Origin of the sequence: Streptomyces sp. IBSNAI002 (genome assembly GCF_052244475.1) — a bacterium.
Taxonomy (GTDB): Bacteria; Actinomycetota; Actinomycetes; order Streptomycetales; family Streptomycetaceae; genus Streptomyces.
The window spans coordinates 4,952,649-4,972,608 of record NZ_JBQPXG010000002.1 but is presented as its reverse complement, the minus strand read 5'-3'; the positions used below and the strand labels follow the sequence as shown (position 1 = coordinate 4,972,608).

Sequence of the window (19,960 nt, the reverse complement as noted above, 5' to 3'; positions counted from 1 at the left end):
CTCACATCCGGAAGACGCCGAAGCCGCCACGGGCGCCCTCGACGGGGGCGTTGTGGACGGCCGACAGGCACAGGCCGAGGACGGTACGGGTGTCGCGCGGGTCGATGACCCCGTCGTCGTACAGCCGCCCGGACAGGAACATCGGCAGGGACTCGGACTCGATCTGCGCCTCGACGAAGGCGCGCATGCCTGCGTCCGCCTCGTCGTCGTACGGCTGTCCCTTGGCGGCGGCGGACTGCCGGGCCACGATCGACAGCACCCCGGCGAGCTGCTGGGGGCCCATGACGGCGGACTTGGCGCTGGGCCAGGCGAAGAGGAAGCGCGGTTCGTAGGCGCGGCCGCACATGCCGTAGTGGCCGGCGCCGTAGGAGGCCCCGATGAGCACGGACAGGTGCGGGACGCGGGAGTTGGAGACCGCGTTGATCATCATCGCGCCGTGTTTGACGATGCCGCCCTGCTCGTACTCCTTGCCGACCATGTAGCCGGTGGTGTTGTGGAGGAAGAGCAGGGGGATGTCGCGCTGGTTGGCGAGCTGGATGAACTGGGCGGCCTTCTGCGACTCGGCGCTGAACAGCACGCCCTGGGCGTTGGCGAGGATGCCGACCGGGTAGCCGTGGAGGGTGGCCCAGCCGGTCACCAGGCTGGTGCCGTACAGCGGCTTGAACTCGTCGAAGTCGGAGGCGTCGACGATGCGGGCGATGACCTCGCGCGGGTCGAAGGGCGTCTTCAGGTCGGACGGGACGATCCCGAGGAGCTCTTCGGGGTCGTACCTCGGCTCCTCGGCCTTGGGCGGCTCCGCGTGCGCCGGGCGGTGGTTCAGGCGGGCGACGACGCGGCGGGCCTGGCGGATCGCGTCCATCTCGTCGAGGGCGTAGTAGTCGGCGAGGCCGGAGGTGCGGGCGTGCATGTCCGCTCCACCGAGGGACTCGTCGTCGCTCTCCTCGCCGGTGGCCATCTTGACCAGGGGCGGACCGCCGAGGAACACCTTGGACCGGTCCTTGATCATGATGGTGTGGTCGGACATGCCGGGGATGTACGCGCCTCCGGCGGTGGAGTTGCCGAAGACGACGGCGATCGTCGGGATCCCCTCGGCGGACAGCCGGGTGAGGTCGCGGAAGACCGCGCCGCCCGGGATGAAGATCTCCTTCTGGGAGGGAAGGTCGGCGCCGCCGGACTCCACGAGGCTGATGCAGGGCAGACGGTTCTGCCGGGCGATCTCGTTGGCCCGGAGCGCCTTCTTCAGGGTCCAGGGGTTGCTGGCGCCGCCGCGGACGGTGGGGTCGTTGGCGGTGATCAGGCACTGGACGCCCTCGACGGTGCCGATTCCGGTGACCATGGAGGCGCCGACGGGGTAGTCGCTGCCCCAGGCGGCGAGCGGGGACAGCTCCAGGAACGGGGTGTCCGGGTCGAGGAGCAGCTCGACGCGCTCGCGGGCCGGCAGCTTGCCGCGCTGCCTGTGGCGTGCCGTGTACTTCTCGCCGCCGCCTTGGAGCGCCTTCGCGTGCTCGGTGTCGAGGGCGGCGAGGCGTTCCAGGGCGGTGGTTCGGGCCTGCGCGTGCTCGGGGGCGTGCGGGTCGACGGTGGTGCCGAGGCGGGTCATGGGCCGGTCCCCTCCGGGGCGGGTTCTTGGGGCGTGGCTTCGGGCAGCAGGTGGGTCGGGATGTCGAGGTGGCGGGCGCGGAGCCATTCGCCGAGGGCCTTGGCCTGGGGGTCGAAGCGGTGACCGGAGGCGACGCCGTCGCCGAGGATGCCGGGGATGGTGAAGTTGAGGGCGCGGAGGTTGGGGAGGGCGTGGCGGGTGACGGGCAGGCCCCGGGCTTCGGGGAGCAGGTCCTGGAGGACCTCCGCCGTGAGGGTGTGGTGGAGCCACTCCCAGGCGGCGGGCGATTCGACCCACACGCCGACGTTGGCGTCGCCGCCCTTGTCGCCGCTGCGCGCCCCGGCCACGGCGCCGAGGGGCGCCCGGGTCGTGGGCCCTGCGGGGCCCTCCCCTGTCCGCCCCTTCCCGAGACCGGGGCTCCGCCCAGGACCCCGCTCCTCAAACGCCGGAGGGGCCGGATCGTTTGAGGCGCGGGGTTCGGGGCGGAGCCCTGACGGGATCGGGAGGCGGGTGCCGTCGGGGAGGACCGCCACGTGGGGGACCGGCCCCGCCGGAACGGCGGCCGAGGCGAAGGCCCCGTACGGCTGGGCCGGTCCCGGCGGGGACGTGACGTGGAAGCCCGGGTAGCTGGCCAGGGCCAGCTCGATCGCCGCCGAGGTCAGCTCACGGCCGATCCGGTCGGCGGAAGGGTCCCGCACCACCAGCCGCAGCAGCGCGCTCGCCGTCTCCTCCGTCGGGGCGTCCTCGTGGTCGGTGCGGGACAGCGTCCAGGCCGCGTCGGCGACGCCCTCCAGCGCCTCGGACAGCTGCGCGCGCACCAGGGCCGCCTTCGCCTCGACGTCCAGGCCGGTCAGGACGAAGACGACCTCGTTGCGCCAGCCCCCGATGCGGGTGACGCCCACCTTGAGGGTGTCCGGGGGCGGTTCGCCGAGTACGCCCGAGACGCGGACACGGTCGGGGCCGTCCTCGGAGAGCCGGACCGTGTCCAGGCGGGCGGTGACGTCCGGGCCGAGGTAGCGGACGCCCTGGGTTTCGTAGAGGAGTTGGGCGGTGACGGTGCCGGTCGAGACGACTCCGCCGGTGCCCGGATGCTTGGTGATCACCGAGGAGCCGTCCTCGGAGACCTCCGCGAGGGGGAAGCCCGGGTGGCGGACGTCGTGTGCGGTGAAGAAGGAGTAGTTCCCTCCGGTGGCCTGCGTGCCGCACTCCAGGACGTGGCCCGCGACCACCGCTCCCGCCAGCCGGTCGTAGTCGTCCGGCGCCCAGTCGAACCACCAGGCCGCCGGGCCGCTGACCAGCGCCGCGTCCGTGACCCTGCCGGTCACGACCACGTCCGCGCCCGCCCGCAGGCAGGCCGTGATCCCGGCGCCGCCGAGGTAGGCGTTGGCGGTCAGCGCCCCTTCCCCGTACGGCATCAGGTCGTCGCCCTCGACGTGCGCGACGGTGACGGGTACTCCCGCCTTGGCGGCCAGCGCCCGTACCGCGTCGGCCAGTCCGGCCGGGTTCAGGCCGCCCGCGTTCGTGACGATCCGTACGCCCCGCTCGTGCGCGAGCCCGAGCCCCTCCTCGAGCTGGCGCAGGAAGGTCTTCGCGTAGCCGAGGTCCGGGTTCTTCAGGCGGTCGCGGCCGAGGATGAGCATCGTCAGCTCGGCCAGGTAGTCCCCGGTGAGCACGTCCAGCGGGCCGCCGGTCAGCATCTCGCGCAGGGCGTCGAAGCGGTCCCCGTAGAAGCCGGAGGCGTTGCCGATGCGCAGCGGGCGACGGGGGGTGAGGGGGTCGTACGGGGTGCCGGGGCGGAGGGGGCCGAGGGGGCCGGTCGTCATCGGGAGGCCTCCGGGGCGCGGCCGGGGCCCGCCGGGCCGGCGAAGGCCTGCGCGATGCCGAGCCACTGGTCGGCGTCGGGGCCGGTCGCGGTCAGGGCCAGGTCGGAGCGGTGGGCCCGCTGGGTCACCAGGAGGCAGAAGTCGAGCGCCGGGCCGGTGATCCGCTGCGGGGCGTCCGGGGGCCCGTACGTCCACGGGCCGGAGCCGTCCGGGGCCTCGAGCTCGACCCGGAACTCCTCGGCGGGCGCTGGCAGTCCGCGTACCGCGTAGGCGTAGTCGCGGGCCCGTACGCCGATCCGGGCGACGTGCCGCAGCCGGGCGGTCGGCGTGCGGCGTACGCCGAGCGCGTCGGCGACGTCCTGGCCGTGCGCCCAGGTCTCCATCAGCCGGGCGCTCGCCATGGAGGCGGCCTTCATCGGCGGCCCGTACCAGGGGAAGCGGGTGTCGGGCGAGGCGACGGCCAGCGCCGCGTCGAGGTCGGCGCGGCCGGAGCGCCAGCGGGCGAGCAGCTCGTCGGGCGGCAGCTTCGCGCCCCCCTCCGCGCCCTCGTCGACGAAGGAGTCGGGCGCCGCGAGCGCCTCCTCGACCATGCGGCCGAAGCCGGCGGCGTCGGTGAGGGAGAGCAGTGCGGCCCGGTCGGTCCAGTGCAGGTGGGCGATCTGGTGGGCGATGCTCCAGCGGGGCGCGGGTGTGGGCAGGGCCCAGTCGGGGGCGGACAACTCCCCGACCAGGGCGTCGAGTTCGCGCCCCTCTTCACGCAGGTCCGCGCATACGGCGGCGGTGGCGGCAGCGGTGGCGGCGACGGCGGACGGATCGGGCACGGCGTGCTCCCCTCTCGGCGTGAGGGGAACACTGACAGCCGCCGCCAAAACAATCAAGCACGCTTGCATGGTTTTCCCGGAGGGTGGCGCGTTCCCGCCAGCCACGCCAACCAGGTCCGGTTGATGGGGAGTTGCGGACCTTTCCTGGCAGGTGCCGGTCTCCGGGCGGCGCGCCCGCCCGGCGGGCCCGACCGGGCGGGGGCGATTTTGGCCGTACGCCGGAAACTCGCGATACGTCACCGGATGTCCCGTCGATACTGGACGCTCCGCTCCGGGCCCGGGCGAGCGCAGCACGTTCATGTCACTCGACGCAGACCACGACGAAGAGGATGAACTGACGTGACTCCAGCCGCCCACAGCCCGCAACCTCCCCGGACCCCCTTCTCCCTCTACCCCGAGCTCGACGCCAACGCCCTGCACGCCTTTGTCACGGCCCTGGAGAGCGGTGACGTCACCGGCCTCTCCCCCGCCCGCGCCGCCGAGATCGCCGAGGTCCGGTCCGTGGCCGTGTTCACCCGCGGCAAGGTGACCGGCGCCGACGGGGACCTGCTCGACGCCGCGCTCTGGCGGCACACCGGGAGCCGGCCCCGCCCGCTGATCGTGATGCCCTCGCCGTGGACCAGCCTGGGCTGGCTCGTGTACGCCGTGCAGGCCACCCTCTTCGCCGCCCGCGGCTACAACGTCCTCGCCTACACCACCCGGGGCTTCCCCGGCTCCGAAGGCCAGGTGGAGGTGGCGGGCCCGCTCGACGTCGCCGACGGCAGCCGGGCCCTGGACCACCTCATCGAGCGCACCGCCGGCCCGGTGACGAAGGTCGGCTTCCTCGGGGACTCGTACGGCTCGGGCATCGGCCAGCTGGTCGCCGCGCACGACACCCGCGTCGACGCCGTCGTCGCGCTCAGCTCCTGGGGGGACCTCGGGGAGGCGTTCTACGAGAACTCCACCCGGCACGTCGCCGCCGTACGGGCCCTGCTCGAGGCGGCCGCGAAGGCGCGGCTGAGCCCGCAGACGCAGAGCGTCTTCGACAACGTCCTGGCCGGCCGCGACATCACGGGCACCCTGGCCTGGGCCGAGCAGCGCTCGCCCCTCACGCACGTCAAGGAGCTCAACCGCCGTCAGGTGCCCGTCCTGTACGCGCACGCCTGGCACGAGACGCTCTTCCCGCCCAACCAGACGCTGAGGATGTTCAACGAACTGACCGGCCCCAAGCGGATGGTCCTGTCCATAGGCGACCACTCGGGCCCCGAGTCGTCGGGCATGTTCGGCCTGCCGAACCGCATCTGGACGGACGCCCACCGCTGGTTCGACCACCACCTCAAGGACATCGACAACGGCATCGGCGACGAAGGCGAGGTGCTCAGCGAGGTCATGTGGAACAAGACCCTCGAACCCCGCCCGACCTGGCCCTCCCTCACCGAGCACACGCACCGGCTGCACCTGGCGGGCAGCGGGGACCTGGCGGAGTCACCGGAGGCGGGCTGGACGGCGACCGTGCTGTGCGGGGTGGACACCCTGGCGACCGTCGCCGACGCGGTGGTCCTCGCCGGCTACGCGGAGATGGCCGGCCGGCCCAAGGCCTACCCGACGGGCGAGATCGACCGCTCGGTGGCCGCCGTATGGGCCTCGGCGCCGGTGGAGGAGACCACCCGGCTGCGCGGCACACCGAAACTGCGCGTCACCTACCGGGCGCCCAACCCCGGCTCCGCCTTCGTGGCGTACCTCCTCGACACCGCGCCCGACGGCACGGCGCACATCGTCACGCACGCCCCGTACACCGACCTCGACTCGCCGCCCGACAGCCTGATCAGCGCGGACATCGAGCTCCAGGCCACCGCGTACGACGTCCAGCGCGGCAACCGGCTGCTGCTGGTGATCGACGCCCGCGACCCCTTCTACGGTGACGCCAACCTGCCGCGCGCGACACTGGCCTTCACCTCGCCGGAGGCGACGCCTTCGTACCTGGACCTGCCGCTGGGCTAGTCGGAGCCGGTCTCAGGTGGTCGCGGCCGGTTGAAGGGGGTACGCCCCGCCCGGGCCACTCCCCCGTGGCGGGCCGGGCGGGGCGTACGGCCTCAGGGGCGACGGGTGAAGTCCATCGTCCAGTTCTGGATCCAGCCGGTGCCGCCGTCGAGCGAGAAGAACTGCTCCCAGCGCGGCGACCGCCCCGGCTCCGTCCCCGACCACACGAACCGCACGCGGACCGGCTTGCCGTCGTACGTGTCCTCCCCCTCGAAGACCCCGAGCCCGTCCTCGAACCGGCCGACGACGGGCGGGAACAGGACGCCGGTGCGGCGGCTCGACCAGTACAGCGACCACTGCTCGCGCTCCCGGTCGAAGAGGCGCAGCGTCAGACCGCCGAAGCCCTTCGTCGGGAAGTCGATCTCGTCGAAGCTGGCGCCGCCGTCGAAGTGGCGGGAGATGTGGGAAACGGCCGGGAACTCCTCCCACGCGCTGTCCGCGTCGAGGAAGTCGGTACGCCAGCGGTTGGCCACGTCCCAGGTACCGGCGAGGAAGTCGAAATCGTTCATGCGAGGACCGTAGGAGCACTTCACTGACACCATGTGTCAGTGAAGTCGAGCCGCTTGCTGTCGATCCTCCTCCTGCTCCAGACCCGCGGCCGGATGACCGCCGCCGAGCTCGCGGGCGAGCTGGAGGTGTCCGTCCGTACGGTCTACCGCGACGCGGAGGCGCTGGCCGCGGCGGGCGTCCCGCTGTACGGGGACGCCGGGCACAGCGGCGGCTACCAGCTGCTCGCCGGCTACCGGACCCGGCTGACGGGGCTCAGCACGGGCGAGGCGGAGGCCCTGTTCCTGACCGGGATGCCGGGACCGGCGGCGGAACTGGGCCTCGGCCGGGCCCTGTCGGCGGCCCAGCTGAAACTGCGGGCGGCGCTGCCGCCGGAGCTGCGCGTACAGGCCGACCGGATGCGGGCGCGGTTCCACCTGGACGCGCCGGGCTGGTACGCGGAGCACGAGGAGACCCCGTACCTCCCCGAGGTGGCCGACGCCGTGTGGCAGGGCCGGATGATCGAGGTGCTGTACCGGCGCTGGAAGGAACCGAGGGAGGTGACCCGTCTCCTCGCCCCCTACGGCCTGGTCCTGAAGGCGGGCCGCTGGTACCTGGTGGCGGGCCCGGACGGCGCCCGCACGTACCGGGTGGACCAGATCCTGTCGGTGACGCGGACGACGCGGACCGCGGAGCTCCCCGAGGGCTTCGACCTGGCCGGGCACTGGCGCCGGACCCAGGAGGACTTCCACGCGCGGCTGTACCCGGAACAGGCCGAGGTACGCCTCTCCCCCCGCGCCGCATCCACCCTGACGGGCCCCCAGGCCCGCGCCCTGTCCACCACCGGCCACCCGGACCCGGAGCTGCCGGGCTGGACCCGCGCGACCCTCCCGATCGAGTCCCACACCCAGGCGGAATCCCAGTTCCTGTCCCTGGCCGCGGACGCGGAGGTCCTCGCCCCGCCGTCCCTCCGCGCCCGCATCCGAACCACCCTGTCGGCGATGACCGCCCACTACGACCCGCCCGCGGCCTCAGCCCTTGAGAACGCCGACGTGGCGGGCCCGCTCGCGCAGGGCCCGTACGGCGCGGACCGTTCCGTAGGGGCCGAGCCGTAGGTTCATGACCTCGAAGTGCTCGTCACCCCGTGCGGACGAGAGCACCTCGTACGCGTCGAGGAACCTGTCCCACGACTCGCACGCGGCCTCCACGTGCCCGATGGACAGCTGGCGCTGGGCGAGGAGCCCGTACGCGTGCAGCCTGCCCTGCCGCTCGTTCGCGGGCTGCACCCGGATCGACTCCCGCAGGGTCCGGACCGAACCGGGCACGTCCTTGGTCTCGTTCTGCACGTGGGCGACGTGGAAGAGATAGGCGGTCCGGTCGTACCCTCCGATCGACTCCCGCCGGTCGTCGGCGCGCGCCAGCGCCTCCTCCGCTTCCCGGAGCCGGGCGAAGGCCTGCCGCTTGTCCCCCACCATCGCCGCCCCGTGCGCCTGCTGCCCCCGGAGGAACGCCACGAGCCGCGGCCCGGCCACCGGAGCCGCCTCCGCCGCCGAGTCGGCGAGCTCCAGCGCGCGCCGGCCGTAGCCGAGGTTGGAAGCCTGGAGGGACATGCCGCGCAAGGTCCGGCAGTACGTGACGTGTTCCTCGGCCTCCCCGGCCAGCTTCAGCGCGGACAGGTAGTAGTCCTGGCCCAGCCGGTGCTGCCGCTCGTACATGGCCATCCACCCCGTGAGGTACACGAGGTCGGAGGCCGCGGCCAGCAGGCTCCGGCGCACCGGAGCGGCCGCCTCGGCCTTCAGCCAGGGCCCCACGGTGTTCACGAGGAACGCCGCCGCCATGGGCCGGGCGTGCCCCGCCCCGAGCTCGTCGAGGATGTCCGCGATCCGGTCCGTCATCGCCCGCACGGTGACCACCTGGGCCTGCCCCACCCGCGTCGTCGCCTTCCCGGGCCCCACCGGTCCGGACCCGTCGGCCGCCCGCGCCAGGCCCGGGAACAGGGGAACGGCCAGCGCGGCGGAGAACACCCCCGCAGCCACCACACGCCGCCTGGACGGATCCATGTCGGCCCTCCCGAGGTCTACGAGGTCCCGGACGGTGTCCGCCCCAGCATCACGATCCGGCGGCGTGAGCCCCGCCTCGGCATAGGTGACCGGCCGTGCCAGTTTCCGCTCGAACGCCTCGACGATCAGCGCTCTGACCTGCTGCCGCGGCTGGTGGCCGGCGATCCACTGGGATACGGCGGGCTGGCCGTACGTGAGGGCGAGCCCCGCCTCCGCCCCGATGCGATTGACGATCGAGGCGAACTGGTTTCTGGACCATCCGGCCTGCTCGAGGAGCGTCGGCAGACCGGCGTTGGGTGTGCGTGAGCGTCGCGCCATGAGCAACTCCCGACAGGTGCATGGCTTGCATGCTTCTCCGACCCTCCAACGGTACTCGCGGAGAGGTTGCGTGCGGTTACCTCTTCACAACGAGCAGTGATCCACCGCAAGTTGCCGGCCCGCCGGGGAGTGACATGTGCGACCGAATCATCCACAGCTGCGCCCAGGGCGTGCGCGGCATCGACATCCCGGACACCCCTTGGCCCGAGCCCAGCCAAGACCTCCTGGAACGCGCGCTGAACGGGTGGGAGCGATTCGCCTCCTCCCTCCAGGAGGCGTCCGATGACTGAGCGGTACGCCTACGTGCCCCACCGTCTGCTGCGGCGCCGTGTGCGCGACGTGGCTTCCGGTGTCGAGGGCGTGCTGATGGCCGTGATCAACGAGAACGTCTCGAACACGGCCCACGAGCACTGGATGGAGCTCGCGTACGTCCGCACCGCGTCAGGCCGCGAGTTCTCCACCGCTGTGGACAACATCGAGCCGGCCGGATGACCCCGGAGCTCCGGCGGGAGCCGTGTCCTGGCTCAGCAGGTCCGGCCCGGAGCGGCCGAGGCCGTGGCCTGGAGGAGGTCTCGGAGGAGGGGGAAGTCGACGTTGGCGGGGTTGCGGAAGCGGAGGCAGGCCTTGCCCATGTCGTGGGGGGCCAGGCGGTCCGCGAAGGCGTCGCGGATGTCCGTGCGCAGCAGGTAGAAGGAGATGTACTGCTTCTGGTTCGCCCAGGCGATCTCCGCGGCCTCCGCGCCGGGCCGGACGTACGCGGGCATCCCGTACGCGATGACCTCCTCGAAGCCCGCCAGTTCCGTCAGGCACAGCTCCCGCAGGAGGGTGCAGGCCTCGCGGCGGGCGTCCGGGACGGCGGCGAGGTAGGCGGCGGCGTCCATCAGGCGGCCTGCTTCCGGGTCTGGGAGCGGACCGCCCCCATGCTGGCGGCGATCACCAGCGCGATGGCCAGGGCGTCCAGGGCGGACATGGCCTGGTTCAGTACGAGGAAGCCGGCGGTGGCGGCGATGGCCGGTTCCAGGCTCATCAGGATCGCGAAGGTCGGGGCCGGGAGCCGTCGCAGGGCCAGCAGTTCGAGGGTGTACGGCAGTACGGACGACAGCACGGCCACGCCCAGGCCCAGCGCGAGGGTGCTCGGCACCAGCAGGGCCGAGCCGGCTTCGACGATGCCCAGCGGCAGCGACAGGACGGCGGCGACCGCCATCGCCAGGGCCAGGCCGTCCGCCTGCGGGAAGCGGCGGCCCGTACGCGCGCTGAACACGATGTACGCCGCCCACATCGCGCCCGCCCCGAGCGCGTAGGCCGCGCCCACGAGGTCGAGGCCGCCGAAGCCGGCCCCGCCGTGGCCGGCCAGCAGCACGACGCCGGCCAAGGCCAGGCCCGCCCAGAGCAGGTTCACCAGGCGCCGGGAGACGATCACGGACAGGGCCAGCGGGCCGAGCACCTCCAGGGTGACGGCCGGGCCGAGCGGGATGCGGTCGATGGCCTGGTAGAAGAGACCGTTCATGCCCGCCATGGCCACGCCGAAGGCGATCACCGTGCCCCAGTCGGCGCGGAGGTAGCCGCGCACCTTGGGGCGGCACAGGAGCAGCAGCACGAGCGCGGCGGCCGCGAGGCGCAGGGTGACCACGCCCGCCGCGCCCGCCCGCGGCATGATCATGACCGCGAGGGCGGCGCCGAACTGCACCGAGATCCCGGCCGAGACCACCAGGGCGACCGGACCGAAGCGGGAGCCCGCGGGGGCCGGGACGGCCGTGGCCGGGGTGGCGGCCGTGGCCGGGGTGGCGGCCGTGGCCGGGGTGGCGTTCGCCGTCGGGGACGGGGAGGGTGCGGGCATCTCTCCAGGTTAGTCGTTCGTAAGGAGTGTGGCTCCGTGTCTTGCCTTACACGGGTTCGCCCCGGTCCAGCCCCTCCGCCAGGAGTTCCGCCAGGTGGCGGGCCCTGACCCCGCCCAGCTGGGCGATCTGGGTGCGGCAGGAGAATCCGTCGGCCTGGACGACCGCGTCCGGCGGGGCCGTGCGCAGCGACGGCAGGAGCTGTTCCTCCGCGCAGGCCACCGACACCCCGTGGTGGCCCGGCTCGAAGCCGAAGTTGCCGGCCAGGCCGCAGCAGCCGCCGCTGAGCTCGACGGTGAGCCCGGCCCGCTCGCGCAGCCGCCGGTCGGCGGCGTCGCCGAGCACCGCGTGCTGGTGACAGTGGGTCTGGCCGGCGACCGGCCGGTCGAGGCGGGGCGGCTGCCAGTGCGGAGCGTGCTCCTCCAGGGTCTCGGCGAGGGTCCGGACGGCCGCCGCCAGGGCCTTCGCCCGGGGGTCGTCGGGGAGCAGGGCGGGGAGGTCGGTGCGCAGGGCCGCGGCGCAGCTGGGTTCGAGGACGAGGACGGGGCCGGTTCCGGGGTTCTCGCCGAGGGCGGTCAGGGTGCGGCGGAGCACCGTGCGGGCGCGGTCGAGGCGGCCGGTGGAGAGGTAGGTGAGGCCGCAGCACACCGGGCCGGCGGGGACGGTGACGCCGAGTCCCGCGGCCTCGAGCACCCGCACCGCCGCGTGCCCGGCCTCCGGGGCGAGGTACTCCGTGAACGTGTCCGGCCAGAGGGTGACGGCAGTCGGGTCCTGGGCGGCATCGCCCGATCCCCGCTCCACCTCCCGCCCCCGCCCCCGCTCCCGCTCCCGCTCCCGCAGCGTTCCGCGGTGCCCGCGCGTGAACGGTTCGCGGGCGATCTCCGGCAGGGCCCGTTCGCGGGCGAGGCCCGGGACGGGGATGCGGCGCGCCAGCGCGTTCGCCGGGCGGGCCGCTCGCAGGCGGGCGATCAGGCGGAGCCAGGCCGGGAGGCCGCCCAGGGTGTAGTGCGCGAGGGGCCGGACGCGGCCCGCCCAGTGGTGGTGCAGGAACTCCGCCTTGTACGAGGCCATGTCCACCCCCACCGGGCAGTCGCTGAGGCACCCCTTGCAGCCCAGGCACAGGTCCAGCGCCTCGGCGACCTCCGGCGAGCGCCAGCCGTCCCGTACGACCTCGCCCGCCAGCATCTCGTGCAGCAGCCGGGCCCGGCCCCGCGTGGAGTGCCGCTCCTCCCCCGTGGCCCGGTACGAGGGGCACATCACCCCCGGCCCGCCCGCGTCGGCCGAGCGGCACTTCGCGACCCCCACGCACCGGGCCACCTCCCCCGCGAAGGCCGAGTCCGGCAGGACCGCGAAGCGGAGGTTCTCGTCGAGGCGCGCCGGGCGGACCAGCATCCCCGGGTTCATGCCGCCCGCCGGGTCCCAGACGTCCTTGTACGCGCCGAAGAGCCGGACCACCTCCGCCCCGTACATCCTCGGCAGCAGCTCCGCCCGTGCCTGCCCGTCCCCGTGCTCCCCGGACAGCGAGCCGCCGTGGGACACCACCAGGTCCGCCATGTCGGTGGAGAAGGCCCGGAAGCGGGCCACGCCCTGCGCCGACACCAGGTCGAAGTCGATCCGTACGTGCACGCAGCCCTCGCCGAAGTGCCCGTACGGCGATCCGCGCAGCCCGTGCCGGGCCAGCAGCGCGCGGAAGTCCCGCAGGTACGCCCCCAGCCGGGCCGGCGGCACCGCGCAGTCCTCCCACCCGGGCCAGGCCATCTCCCCTCCCGGCAGCCGCGTCGCCGTGCCCGCCGCGTCCTCCCGGATCCGCCACAGCGCCCGCTGCGCCGCCGGGTCGGTGACCACCAGCGCGTCGAGCGCGTCGGCGCCCCGTACGAGCGCGCGCGCCGCGCCCTCGTCCCGCATCTCCACGAACAGCCAGGCCCCTCCCTTCGGCAGGCCGGCGGCGCCGCGGACCAGGTCCTGCGCCATCCCCTCCACCGTGAGCGGCCCGTACGGCAGCAGCCCGGCGGCCGCGTCCGCCGCCGCGCTCTCGTCCGCGTAGCCCAGGACCGCAAGCACCGGCGCGGACGGCAGCTCCACCAGGCGCACCACCGCCTCGGTGACCACCCCGAGCGTGCCCTCGCTCCCGCAGAACGCCCGCGCGAGCTCCACCCCTCGCTCGGGGAGCAGCGCGTCGAGTCCCCCGTAGCCGGAGATGCGCCGGGAGAAGCCGCCCGCCATCGCGGTGCGCAGGAGTGCCAGATTGCCGTCGACCAGCTCGCGCAATCCCTGCGGCGCTCCCGGCCAGCCCGTCCCGATGCGGTGCGCGGCGCCGCCGTACGCCGTCACCGCCAGCTCGGCCACGTTGTCCGCGGTGGTCCCCCAGGCGACCGAGTGGGCCCCGCACGCGTTGTTGCCGATCATGCCGCCGAGGGTGCAGCGGGAGTGCGTGGAGGGGTCGGGGCCGAAGGTCAGGCCGTGCGGGCGCACCGCGTCGCGCAGCCGGTCCAGGACCAGCCCGGGCTGGACCACGGCGAGGCGCGCGGCCGGGTCGACGGAGAGCAGGCCGTTCATGTGCCGGGTGAGGTCGAGCACCACGCCGACTCCGGTGGCCTGGCCCGCGATGGAGGTGCCGCCGCCGCGCGGGACGACGGGTACCCCGGCGGCGGCGCACACGCCGAGCGCGGCGGCCACGTCGTCGGCGTCGCGCGGCGCGACGACGCCGACCGGTACGCGCCGGTAGTTGGAGGCGTCCATGGTCATCAGTGCCCGGGCCGCGGCACCGAAGTCCACCTCGCCGCGCAGCTCCGCCCGCAAGGTCCGTTCGAGTTCCCCGGGTGTCGTCACGGCCTCCACCCTGCCACCGTGCGGGTGCCCGCGTCCGCGCTCGCCCCCGATGCGTCTCATCGGGTGGACGGGGTTCCGAGGCGCGGACCGGGACCCGATACGCTCCGCTCGTGGCCGAGATCCAGATTCCCGCTGACATCAAGCCCGCCGACGGACGCTTCGGCGCGGGCCCCTCCAAGGTGCGGACCGAGGCGCTGGACGCCCTGGCCGCCACCGGTACCTCCCTGCTCGGAACCTCGCACCGCCAGGCCCCGGTCAAGAACCTGGTCGGCTCGGTGCGTCAGGGGCTCCGGGACCTCTTCTCCCTCCCCGAGGGCTACGAGGTGATCCTGGGCAACGGCGGCTCCACCGCCTTCTGGGACATCGCGACGCACGGGCTGATCGAGCAGAAGTCCCAGCACCTCACGTTCGGCGAGTTCTCCTCGAAGTTCGCCAAGGCCGCGAAGCTCGCGCCGTGGCTGGACGCGCCGACCGTCATCTCCTCCGACCCCGGCACGCACCCCGAGCCGCAGGCCGAGGCGGGCGTGGACGTGTACGCGTACACGCACAACGAGACCTCGACGGGTGTCGCGGCGCCGGTCAGGCGCGTCGCGGGCGCGGACGCCGGGTCGCTCGTCCTGGTGGACGCGACCTCGGGCGCCGGCGGTCTGCCGGTGGACATCACCGAGACCGACGTCTACTACTTCGCCCCGCAGAAGTCGTTCGCCTCGGACGGCGGCCTGTGGCTGGCGGCGTTCTCCCCGGCCGCGCTGGAGCGGGCCGCCCGCGTGCACGCGTCGGGCCGGCACATCCCGGAGTTCTTCTCGCTGCCGACGGCGATCGACAACTCGCTGAAGAACCAGACGTACAACACCCCGGCGCTGTCCACCCTCTTCCTGCTGAACGAGCAGCTGGAGTGGATGAACGGCCAGGGTGGCCTGGAGTTCACGACCGGTCGTACGGCGGCCAGCGCGCGCAACCTGTACGGCTGGGCCGAGGCGTCCAAGTACGCGACCCCGTTCGTCGTGGACGCCGACAAGCGTTCCGCCGTCATCGGCACGATCGACTTCTCGGACGACATCGACGCGGCGGCCGTCGCGAAGGTGCTGCGCGCCAACGGGATCGTGGACACCGAGCCGTACCGCAAGCTCGGCCGCAACCAGCTCCGCATCGCGATGTTCCCGGCGATCGACCCGGCGGACGTGCAGGCGCTGACCGCGTGCATCGACTACGTGATCGAGAACCTCTGACAGCGACGGCCACAGCTACGGCTGTGCGGTGAGCCCCCGGTGACGTCTCGTCACCGGGGGCTCCGCCGTATCCGGCCGCCGCTCCGGGCCTTTGGTCCCAAAAATCGGGGCAAAGACCCCGTCAACGGAGGTTCCCGGCCCACGCCCCCGCCTGCGCCTTTATGTCGGAGGACCTTCGGCCGGGCCCCTCCCCGCCCCCGCGGCGGCCCGCAACCAACCGCCCAGGATGTCCCTCATGTCTGGTGTGCCGGGAAAGACCCCGGCCCGTTCAGGAGGAATCCCCATGCGCAAGGCACTCACCCTTTCGGCGATCGTCCTCGCCTCGTCGATGGCCCTCGGCGGCGCCACCACCGCTTTCGCCGCAGACTCCCCGGTCGCCGGCCCCTCGGCGAGCACGGGCACCCACACGGGCACCGCGAGCCTGAAGCTGTCGGCCTCCAGCGCCGAACCGGGCGCCTCCGTCAGCTTCCAGATGGACGTCCCGGACGGCTCGACCCACCTCTCCGTCTCCTCCAAGGCCCTGGCCGACGTGAAGATGACCGACGGCCGGGGCGGCACCGCCAAGGTCACCGACGTCGCGGACGGCACGTACGGCGTCTCGCTGACCGGCACCGGCCCCGACGGCGGCAAGCTCCAGGCGACCGCGCAGCTGACCGTCAAGAAGGGCGACAAGCCCGCCCCGAAGCCGTCCGGCGTACGGCTGTCCACCGACTTCGGCAGGCCCGGCGACAAGGTCGTCGTCACCATCAAGACCGACGAGAAGAGCGCCTTCGTCAAGTCCGACGCCTTCGGCGGCCAGGTCGACCTGAAGAGCGACGGCCACGGCACCTGGACCGGCACGGCGGTGGTGGCCAAGAACGTCAAGACGGGCTACTACGGCGTCCAGGCCTTCGCGGGCGGCAAGCAGTTCGACACCGTCAAGTTCTCCACCGAGGCCAAGGGCGGCGCCCCCGACGTGAAGCCGCAGCCGAAGCCCCAGCCGCTGAAGCCGAGCGAGCACAAGAAGCCCAAGGGCTCCGTGAACACCGGTGAGGCCCCGGCCGGTTACGCCCCCGAGACCAGCAATGCCTGAGTCCGCACCCGCTCCGGCACCGCTCCGCCGGGGCGGCCGCGCACGCCGCGCGGCCGCCCTGGCGGGGGCCTCGGCCCTCGCCGTCGTCCTCGCCTCCGGCTGCTCGGCAGCCGGCGGCCCGAAGCCGAGCGACCCGGTGAACGCGAACGCGGCCGCCGCCTCCTCGCTCCCGCCGTCCGTCCCCGACCGCATCCGGATCCCCGACATCAAGGTGGACGCCCCGCTCGACACGGTCGGCCTGGACTCCCAGGGGGTCATGAAGGAGCCCGACTTCGCCAGACCCCAGGACGCGGCCTGGTACGACCAGGGCCCCACCCCCGGCGAGCAGGGCGCGGCCGCGATCGTCGGCCACATGGACACCCCGCAGGCCCCCAAGGCCGTCTTCTTCGACCTCAAGGACCTGAAGAAGGACGAGAAGATCGAGGTCCACCGGGCCGACGGCACCACCGCCGAGTTCTCCGTCGACGCGGTCGACACCTTCAAGAAGGACGCGTTCCCGACGGACAAGGTCTACGGGGACACGCACGGCGCGGCGGAGCTCCGCCTGATCACCTGCGGCGGCAACCTCACCAAGGACCGTCACTGGGATGCCAACGTCGTGGTGTTCGCGCACCTCACGGGCAAGCGGTAGCCCGGCAGGCGGTACCTTCAGGAGTTCTTGGAAGCAGCACAGCGTGGAGGCAGCGGCGTGAGCGTGCGAGTGACGGCGGCCCAGAGCGGCGTGGACCCCTTCGGCACGGCCCGGCTGCGGCGCGGGGTGCTCGACGCCTGGGGGGCGGGCCCGGCCCGGTTCCGCGAGGACGCCAACGCCGAGGAGGACCTGGCGCTCGGCGGCTACCGCGACCGGCTGGTCGTGGAGCTGGCCCAGAACGCCGCCGACGCCGCCGCGCGGGCCGGAGTGCCGGGCCGGCTGCGGCTCACCCTGCACGCGGGCGAGGGCGGGCACGCGGTCCTGGCCGCCGCCAACACCGGTGCTCCGCTCGACGCCACGGGCGTGGAGTCGCTGAGCACCCTGCGCGCCTCCGCCAAGCGGGAGCCGGCGGGCGCGCCGACGGGCACGGCAACGGGCACGGCGACCGGCTCGGGAGCCGGGGCCGCCGTCGGCCGCTTCGGCGTCGGCTTCGCGGCCGTCCTCGCCGTCTCCGACGAACCCGCCGTCCTCGGCCGCCACGGCGGCGTCCGCTGGTCCCTGGCCGAGGCCCGCGAACTGGCCCGCGACGCCGCCGTCGGCAGCCCCGGCCTCGGCGACGAACTGCGCCGCCGCGACGGCCACGTACCGCTGCTGCGGCTCCCGCTGCCCGCCGAGGGAACCGCGCCCGACGGGTACGACACCGTCGTGGTCCTGCCGCTGCGCGACGCCGCCGCCGAGGACCTCGCCGAGCGGCTCCTGACCGGTATCGACGACGCCCTGCTGCTGACCCTGCCCGGGCTGCGCGAGGTCGTCGTCGAGACCCCGGCCGGCCCCGCCCGCACCCTGTTCCGCCGCGAAGAGGGCCCGTACACCGTCATCGAGGACTCCCGCTCCGGCACCAGCCGGTGGCGCACCGTCCGCCACGGCGGCCCCCTCGAGAAGGCCCTGCTCGCCGACCGGCCCGTGGAGGAACGGCTGCGGCCCTCCTGGTCGGTGTCCTGGGCCGTGCCCGTCGACACCGACGGCGCGCCGCTGCGCCCGGCCACCGCGCCCGTCGTGCACGCGCCGACCCCCACCGACGAACCGCTGGGCATCCCCGCCCTGCTCATCGCGAGCCTGCCGCTGGACACCACCCGCCGGCACCCCGCGCCGGGCCCGCTGACCGACTTCCTCGTCGAGCGCGCGGCCGACGCGTACGCCGAACTCCTCGGCGCCTGGGACCCGGTGACCACCGGCCTGGTGGACCTGGTGCCCGGCCCGCTCGGCAAGGGCGAGCTGGACGGGGCGCTGCGCGCCGCCGTGCTCCGGCGCCTCCCCCGTACGGCCTTCCTCGCGCCCGCCGCCCCGCCCGAGCACGCCGAGGAGCGGGCCGCGCTGCGCCCCTTCGAAGCCGAGGTGGTGGAGGGCGCGGGCGCCGACACCGTACGGGTCCTCGCCGAGGTCCTGCCGACCCTGCTCCCGGCCGGCCTGGAGCGCCGCGCCGAGCTGCGCACCCTGGGCGTGGGCCGGCTGCCGCTCGGCGACGCCATCGAGCGGATCGCGGGCATCGAGCGGACCCCCGAGTGGTGGCACCGGCTCTACGACTCCCTCGCCGGGGTCGACCCGGACCGGCTGTCCGGGCTGCCCGTGCCGCTCGCCGACGGCCGTACGACGATCGGGCCGCGCCACGTCCTCCTGCCGTACGCGGACACCCCGGCGGACCTGGCCCGGCTGGGGCTGAAGGTGGCCCACCCGGAGGCCGCCCACCCGCTGCTGGAGAAGCTCGGCGCCCTCCCGGCCACCGCGCGGGCCGTCCTGACGACCCCGCAGGTGCGGGCCGCCGTGGCCGGCTCGATGGACGCGGGCGAGATCTGGGACGAGGACGCGCTGGACCCGGAGGAGCTGGCCGACGTGGTCCTGGGCCTGGTCCGGGACGCGGAGCTGGCTGCGGGCGACGAGCCCTGGCTGGGCGCGCTGGCCCTGCCGGACGAGGACGGGGAGCTGACCCCGGCCGGTGAACTGCTGCTGCCCGGCTCGCCGCTCGCCTCGGTGATCCGCGAGGACGAGGTTCCGTACGTGGACGCCGAACTGGCCTCCCGGTGGGACGCGGACACCCTCACCGCCTGCGGGGTACTGGCCGTCTTCCAGCTGGTCCGGGCCACGGACGTGGTGCTCGACCCCGACGAACTGGAGCCGCGCGAGGGCGACTTCGCCGAGCCGGACGACGCGGGCCTGCTGGACGCGGTGGACGTGTGGTGCGAGGACGTCCTGGACCAGCTGCCGGACACCCCGGTGCCGCCGGTGGCCACGGAACTGGTCGCGGTCCGCGACCTCGACCTGGTCGACGACGACTGCTGGCCGCAGGCCCTGGCGATGCTCGCCCAGCCGCCGCTGCGCGACGCGCTGACCCAGCCGGTGCGCGTCCTGCTCCCGGACGGCACCACGCAGTCGGTGCGCCCGTACACCGCCTGGTGGCTGCGCGACCACCCGGTGCTCGACGGCCGCCGCCCGGCCGGCCTGCGCGCGGCGGGCGGCGACCCGCTGCTGGCGGGCCTCTACACCCCGGCGGACGCCACGGGCTTCGAGGACGAGCAGGTCCTGCGGGCCCTGGGCGTACGGACGACCGTGCCGGCCCTGCTGGACGAACCGGGCGGCGCGGCCGAGCTCCTGGCCCGCCTCGCGGACCCGGATCGCGAGGTGACGGGCCGCCAGCTGCACGGCCTGTACTCGGCGCTGGCCGGTCTCGACCCGGATCAGGTCACCCTCCCCGACGAGCTGCGCGCGGTGGTGGACGGCGAGGTCCTGGTGGTGGACGCGGCGGACGCGGTCATCGCGGACGCCCCGGACCTGCTGCCGCTGACCCGGGACCTGCCCCTCCTCCCGGTCGCCCCGTCCCGCGCGGCGGACCTGGCGGACCTCCTCCAGGTCCGCCGCCTCTCGGACACGGTCCCGGCGGAGGTCACCACCCCGGGCGAGGAACACGAGGTCCCGGAGCCGGTCCGCATCCTGCTCGGCCCCTCGGCGCCGGTCACGTACGTCGAGCACGAGGAACTGATCGCGGGCGGCGTCGAACTGGACTGGCGCCACACCCCCGACGGCACCCTCCACGCCTCCACCCTGGAGGGCGTGGCCGCCGGTCTGGCCTGGTCGGCAGGCCAATGGCCCCGCCGCTTCGAGGTGGCGGCCCTCCTGGAGGACCCGTCCCGCACGGCGGAACTGGCCCGCGACAGGTGGTTCGACTAGGGGGTGTCCGACGGA

The 19,960-nt window shown here is 74.1% G+C and carries 16 protein-coding genes; 8 read left to right on the top strand and 8 right to left on the bottom strand.

Annotated elements, in window-relative coordinates:
- Position 1: 1 nt before the first annotated feature.
- The 3 genes from ACTVZO_RS24110 to ACTVZO_RS24100 are packed head-to-tail and all read right to left on the bottom strand — an operon-like array spanning position 2 to position 4,244.
- Positions 2-1,600, bottom strand: a complete 1,599-nt coding sequence (locus tag ACTVZO_RS24110) for an acyl-CoA carboxylase subunit beta (protein ID WP_443300365.1) — start codon at positions 1,598-1,600, stop codon at positions 2-4.
- Entirely contained in the window at positions 1,597-3,423 is a 1,827-nt protein-coding gene (locus tag ACTVZO_RS24105; protein ID WP_443300364.1) for an acyclic terpene utilization AtuA family protein, read from the bottom strand. The genes ACTVZO_RS24110 and ACTVZO_RS24105 overlap by 4 nt, the downstream gene beginning before the upstream one ends.
- Complete coding sequence (locus ACTVZO_RS24100) at positions 3,420-4,244, bottom strand: TIGR03084 family metal-binding protein (RefSeq protein WP_443300363.1); 825 nt, start codon at positions 4,242-4,244, stop codon at positions 3,420-3,422. Before ACTVZO_RS24100 ends, ACTVZO_RS24105 begins: the two co-directional genes overlap by 4 nt.
- A 339-nt stretch (positions 4,245-4,583) precedes the next feature.
- Between ACTVZO_RS24100 and ACTVZO_RS24095 the strand changes: the two genes are divergently transcribed.
- On the top strand, positions 4,584-6,224 hold the full coding sequence (locus ACTVZO_RS24095) for a CocE/NonD family hydrolase (protein ID WP_443300362.1): 1,641 nt from the start codon (positions 4,584-4,586) through the stop codon (positions 6,222-6,224).
- A 92-nt stretch (positions 6,225-6,316) separates the two neighbouring features.
- Here ACTVZO_RS24095 and ACTVZO_RS24090 read toward each other — a convergent pair whose 3' ends face one another.
- On the bottom strand, positions 6,317-6,772 hold the full coding sequence (locus ACTVZO_RS24090; protein WP_443300361.1) for a hypothetical protein: 456 nt from the start codon (positions 6,770-6,772) through the stop codon (positions 6,317-6,319).
- A 39-nt stretch (positions 6,773-6,811) separates the two neighbouring features.
- On the opposite strand from ACTVZO_RS24090, the gene ACTVZO_RS24085 reads away from it, so the two are divergent.
- A complete protein-coding gene (locus tag ACTVZO_RS24085; RefSeq protein ID WP_443300360.1) occupies positions 6,812-7,864 on the top strand; it encodes a helix-turn-helix transcriptional regulator in 1,053 nt (350 codons plus the stop codon).
- Here ACTVZO_RS24085 and ACTVZO_RS24080 read toward each other — a convergent pair.
- Positions 7,781-9,127, bottom strand: coding sequence for a hypothetical protein (locus tag ACTVZO_RS24080; RefSeq protein WP_443300359.1), 1,347 nt, complete (start codon positions 9,125-9,127; stop codon positions 7,781-7,783). The two genes, ACTVZO_RS24085 and ACTVZO_RS24080, sit on opposite strands and share 84 nt — an antisense overlap.
- Positions 9,128-9,261: 134 nt before the next feature.
- Here ACTVZO_RS24080 and ACTVZO_RS24075 point away from each other — a divergent pair, with 134 nt between their 5' ends.
- Both ACTVZO_RS24075 and ACTVZO_RS24070 read left to right on the top strand, forming a co-directional pair.
- Positions 9,262-9,417 (top strand): hypothetical protein, encoded by a 156-nt coding sequence (locus tag ACTVZO_RS24075; protein WP_443300358.1) that lies wholly within the window; start codon positions 9,262-9,264, stop codon positions 9,415-9,417.
- Entirely contained in the window at positions 9,410-9,619 is a 210-nt protein-coding gene (locus ACTVZO_RS24070; protein WP_443300357.1) for a hypothetical protein, read from the top strand. The genes ACTVZO_RS24075 and ACTVZO_RS24070 overlap by 8 nt, the downstream gene beginning before the upstream one ends.
- Positions 9,620-9,651: 32 nt before the next feature.
- Here ACTVZO_RS24070 and ACTVZO_RS24065 read toward each other — a convergent pair whose 3' ends face one another.
- Genes ACTVZO_RS24065 through ACTVZO_RS24055 form a run of 3 tightly spaced genes read right to left on the bottom strand, consistent with a single transcriptional unit; the run spans position 9,652 to position 13,851 of the window.
- Positions 9,652-10,008 carry a DUF1801 domain-containing protein gene (locus ACTVZO_RS24065; protein ID WP_443300356.1) on the bottom strand — a complete coding sequence of 119 codons (357 nt, stop codon included), beginning with the start codon at positions 10,006-10,008 and terminating at the stop codon, positions 9,652-9,654.
- Complete coding sequence (locus ACTVZO_RS24060) at positions 10,008-10,964, bottom strand: EamA family transporter (protein WP_443300355.1); 957 nt, start codon at positions 10,962-10,964, stop codon at positions 10,008-10,010. The genes ACTVZO_RS24065 and ACTVZO_RS24060 overlap by 1 nt, the downstream gene beginning before the upstream one ends.
- A gap of 46 nt (positions 10,965-11,010) precedes the next feature.
- Positions 11,011-13,851: an FAD-binding and (Fe-S)-binding domain-containing protein gene (locus ACTVZO_RS24055; protein WP_443300354.1), complete on the bottom strand. Its 2,841-nt coding sequence runs from the start codon at positions 13,849-13,851 to the stop codon at positions 11,011-11,013.
- 50 nt (positions 13,852-13,901) lie between these two features.
- Between ACTVZO_RS24055 and serC the strand changes: the two genes are divergently transcribed.
- The 4 genes from serC to ACTVZO_RS24035 all read left to right on the top strand — a co-directional run bounded on the left by serC (position 13,902) and on the right by ACTVZO_RS24035 (position 19,945).
- Positions 13,902-15,020, top strand: coding sequence for a phosphoserine transaminase (serC, locus tag ACTVZO_RS24050; RefSeq protein WP_443300353.1), 1,119 nt, complete (start codon positions 13,902-13,904; stop codon positions 15,018-15,020).
- A 283-nt stretch (positions 15,021-15,303) separates the two neighbouring features.
- The gene (locus ACTVZO_RS24045) at positions 15,304-16,092 is read left to right on the top strand and encodes a hypothetical protein (RefSeq protein ID WP_443300352.1); all 789 of its coding nucleotides are present in this window, start codon (positions 15,304-15,306) and stop codon (positions 16,090-16,092) included.
- A complete protein-coding gene (locus ACTVZO_RS24040; protein ID WP_443300351.1) occupies positions 16,085-16,723 on the top strand; it encodes a class F sortase in 639 nt (212 codons plus the stop codon). Before ACTVZO_RS24045 ends, ACTVZO_RS24040 begins: the two co-directional genes overlap by 8 nt.
- 57 nt (positions 16,724-16,780) lie before the next feature.
- Positions 16,781-19,945 carry a sacsin N-terminal ATP-binding-like domain-containing protein gene (locus tag ACTVZO_RS24035; protein ID WP_443300350.1) on the top strand — a complete coding sequence of 1,055 codons (3,165 nt, stop codon included), beginning with the start codon at positions 16,781-16,783 and terminating at the stop codon, positions 19,943-19,945.
- Positions 19,946-19,960: the final 15 nt, after the last annotated feature.

Excerpts from the sequence above, each read along its gene's own strand:
- ACTVZO_RS24110 (WP_443300365.1), bottom strand. The coding sequence starts at position 1,600 with ATGACCCGCCTCGGCACCACCGTCGACCCGCACGCCCCCGAGCACGCG.
- ACTVZO_RS24105 (WP_443300364.1), bottom strand. The coding sequence starts at position 3,423 with ATGACGACCGGCCCCCTCGGCCCCCTCCGCCCCGGCACCCCGTACGAC.
- ACTVZO_RS24090 (WP_443300361.1), bottom strand. The coding sequence starts at position 6,772 with ATGAACGATTTCGACTTCCTCGCCGGTACCTGGGACGTGGCCAACCGC.
- ACTVZO_RS24080 (WP_443300359.1), bottom strand. The coding sequence starts at position 9,127 with ATGGCGCGACGCTCACGCACACCCAACGCCGGTCTGCCGACGCTCCTC.
- ACTVZO_RS24075 (WP_443300358.1), top strand. The coding sequence starts at position 9,262 with ATGTGCGACCGAATCATCCACAGCTGCGCCCAGGGCGTGCGCGGCATC.
- ACTVZO_RS24070 (WP_443300357.1), top strand. The coding sequence starts at position 9,410 with ATGACTGAGCGGTACGCCTACGTGCCCCACCGTCTGCTGCGGCGCCGT.
- ACTVZO_RS24065 (WP_443300356.1), bottom strand. The coding sequence starts at position 10,008 with ATGGACGCCGCCGCCTACCTCGCCGCCGTCCCGGACGCCCGCCGCGAG.
- ACTVZO_RS24060 (WP_443300355.1), bottom strand. The coding sequence starts at position 10,964 with ATGCCCGCACCCTCCCCGTCCCCGACGGCGAACGCCACCCCGGCCACG.
- ACTVZO_RS24055 (WP_443300354.1), bottom strand. The coding sequence starts at position 13,851 with ATGAGACGCATCGGGGGCGAGCGCGGACGCGGGCACCCGCACGGTGGC.
- ACTVZO_RS24045 (WP_443300352.1), top strand. The coding sequence starts at position 15,304 with ATGCGCAAGGCACTCACCCTTTCGGCGATCGTCCTCGCCTCGTCGATG.
- ACTVZO_RS24040 (WP_443300351.1), top strand. The coding sequence starts at position 16,085 with ATGCCTGAGTCCGCACCCGCTCCGGCACCGCTCCGCCGGGGCGGCCGC.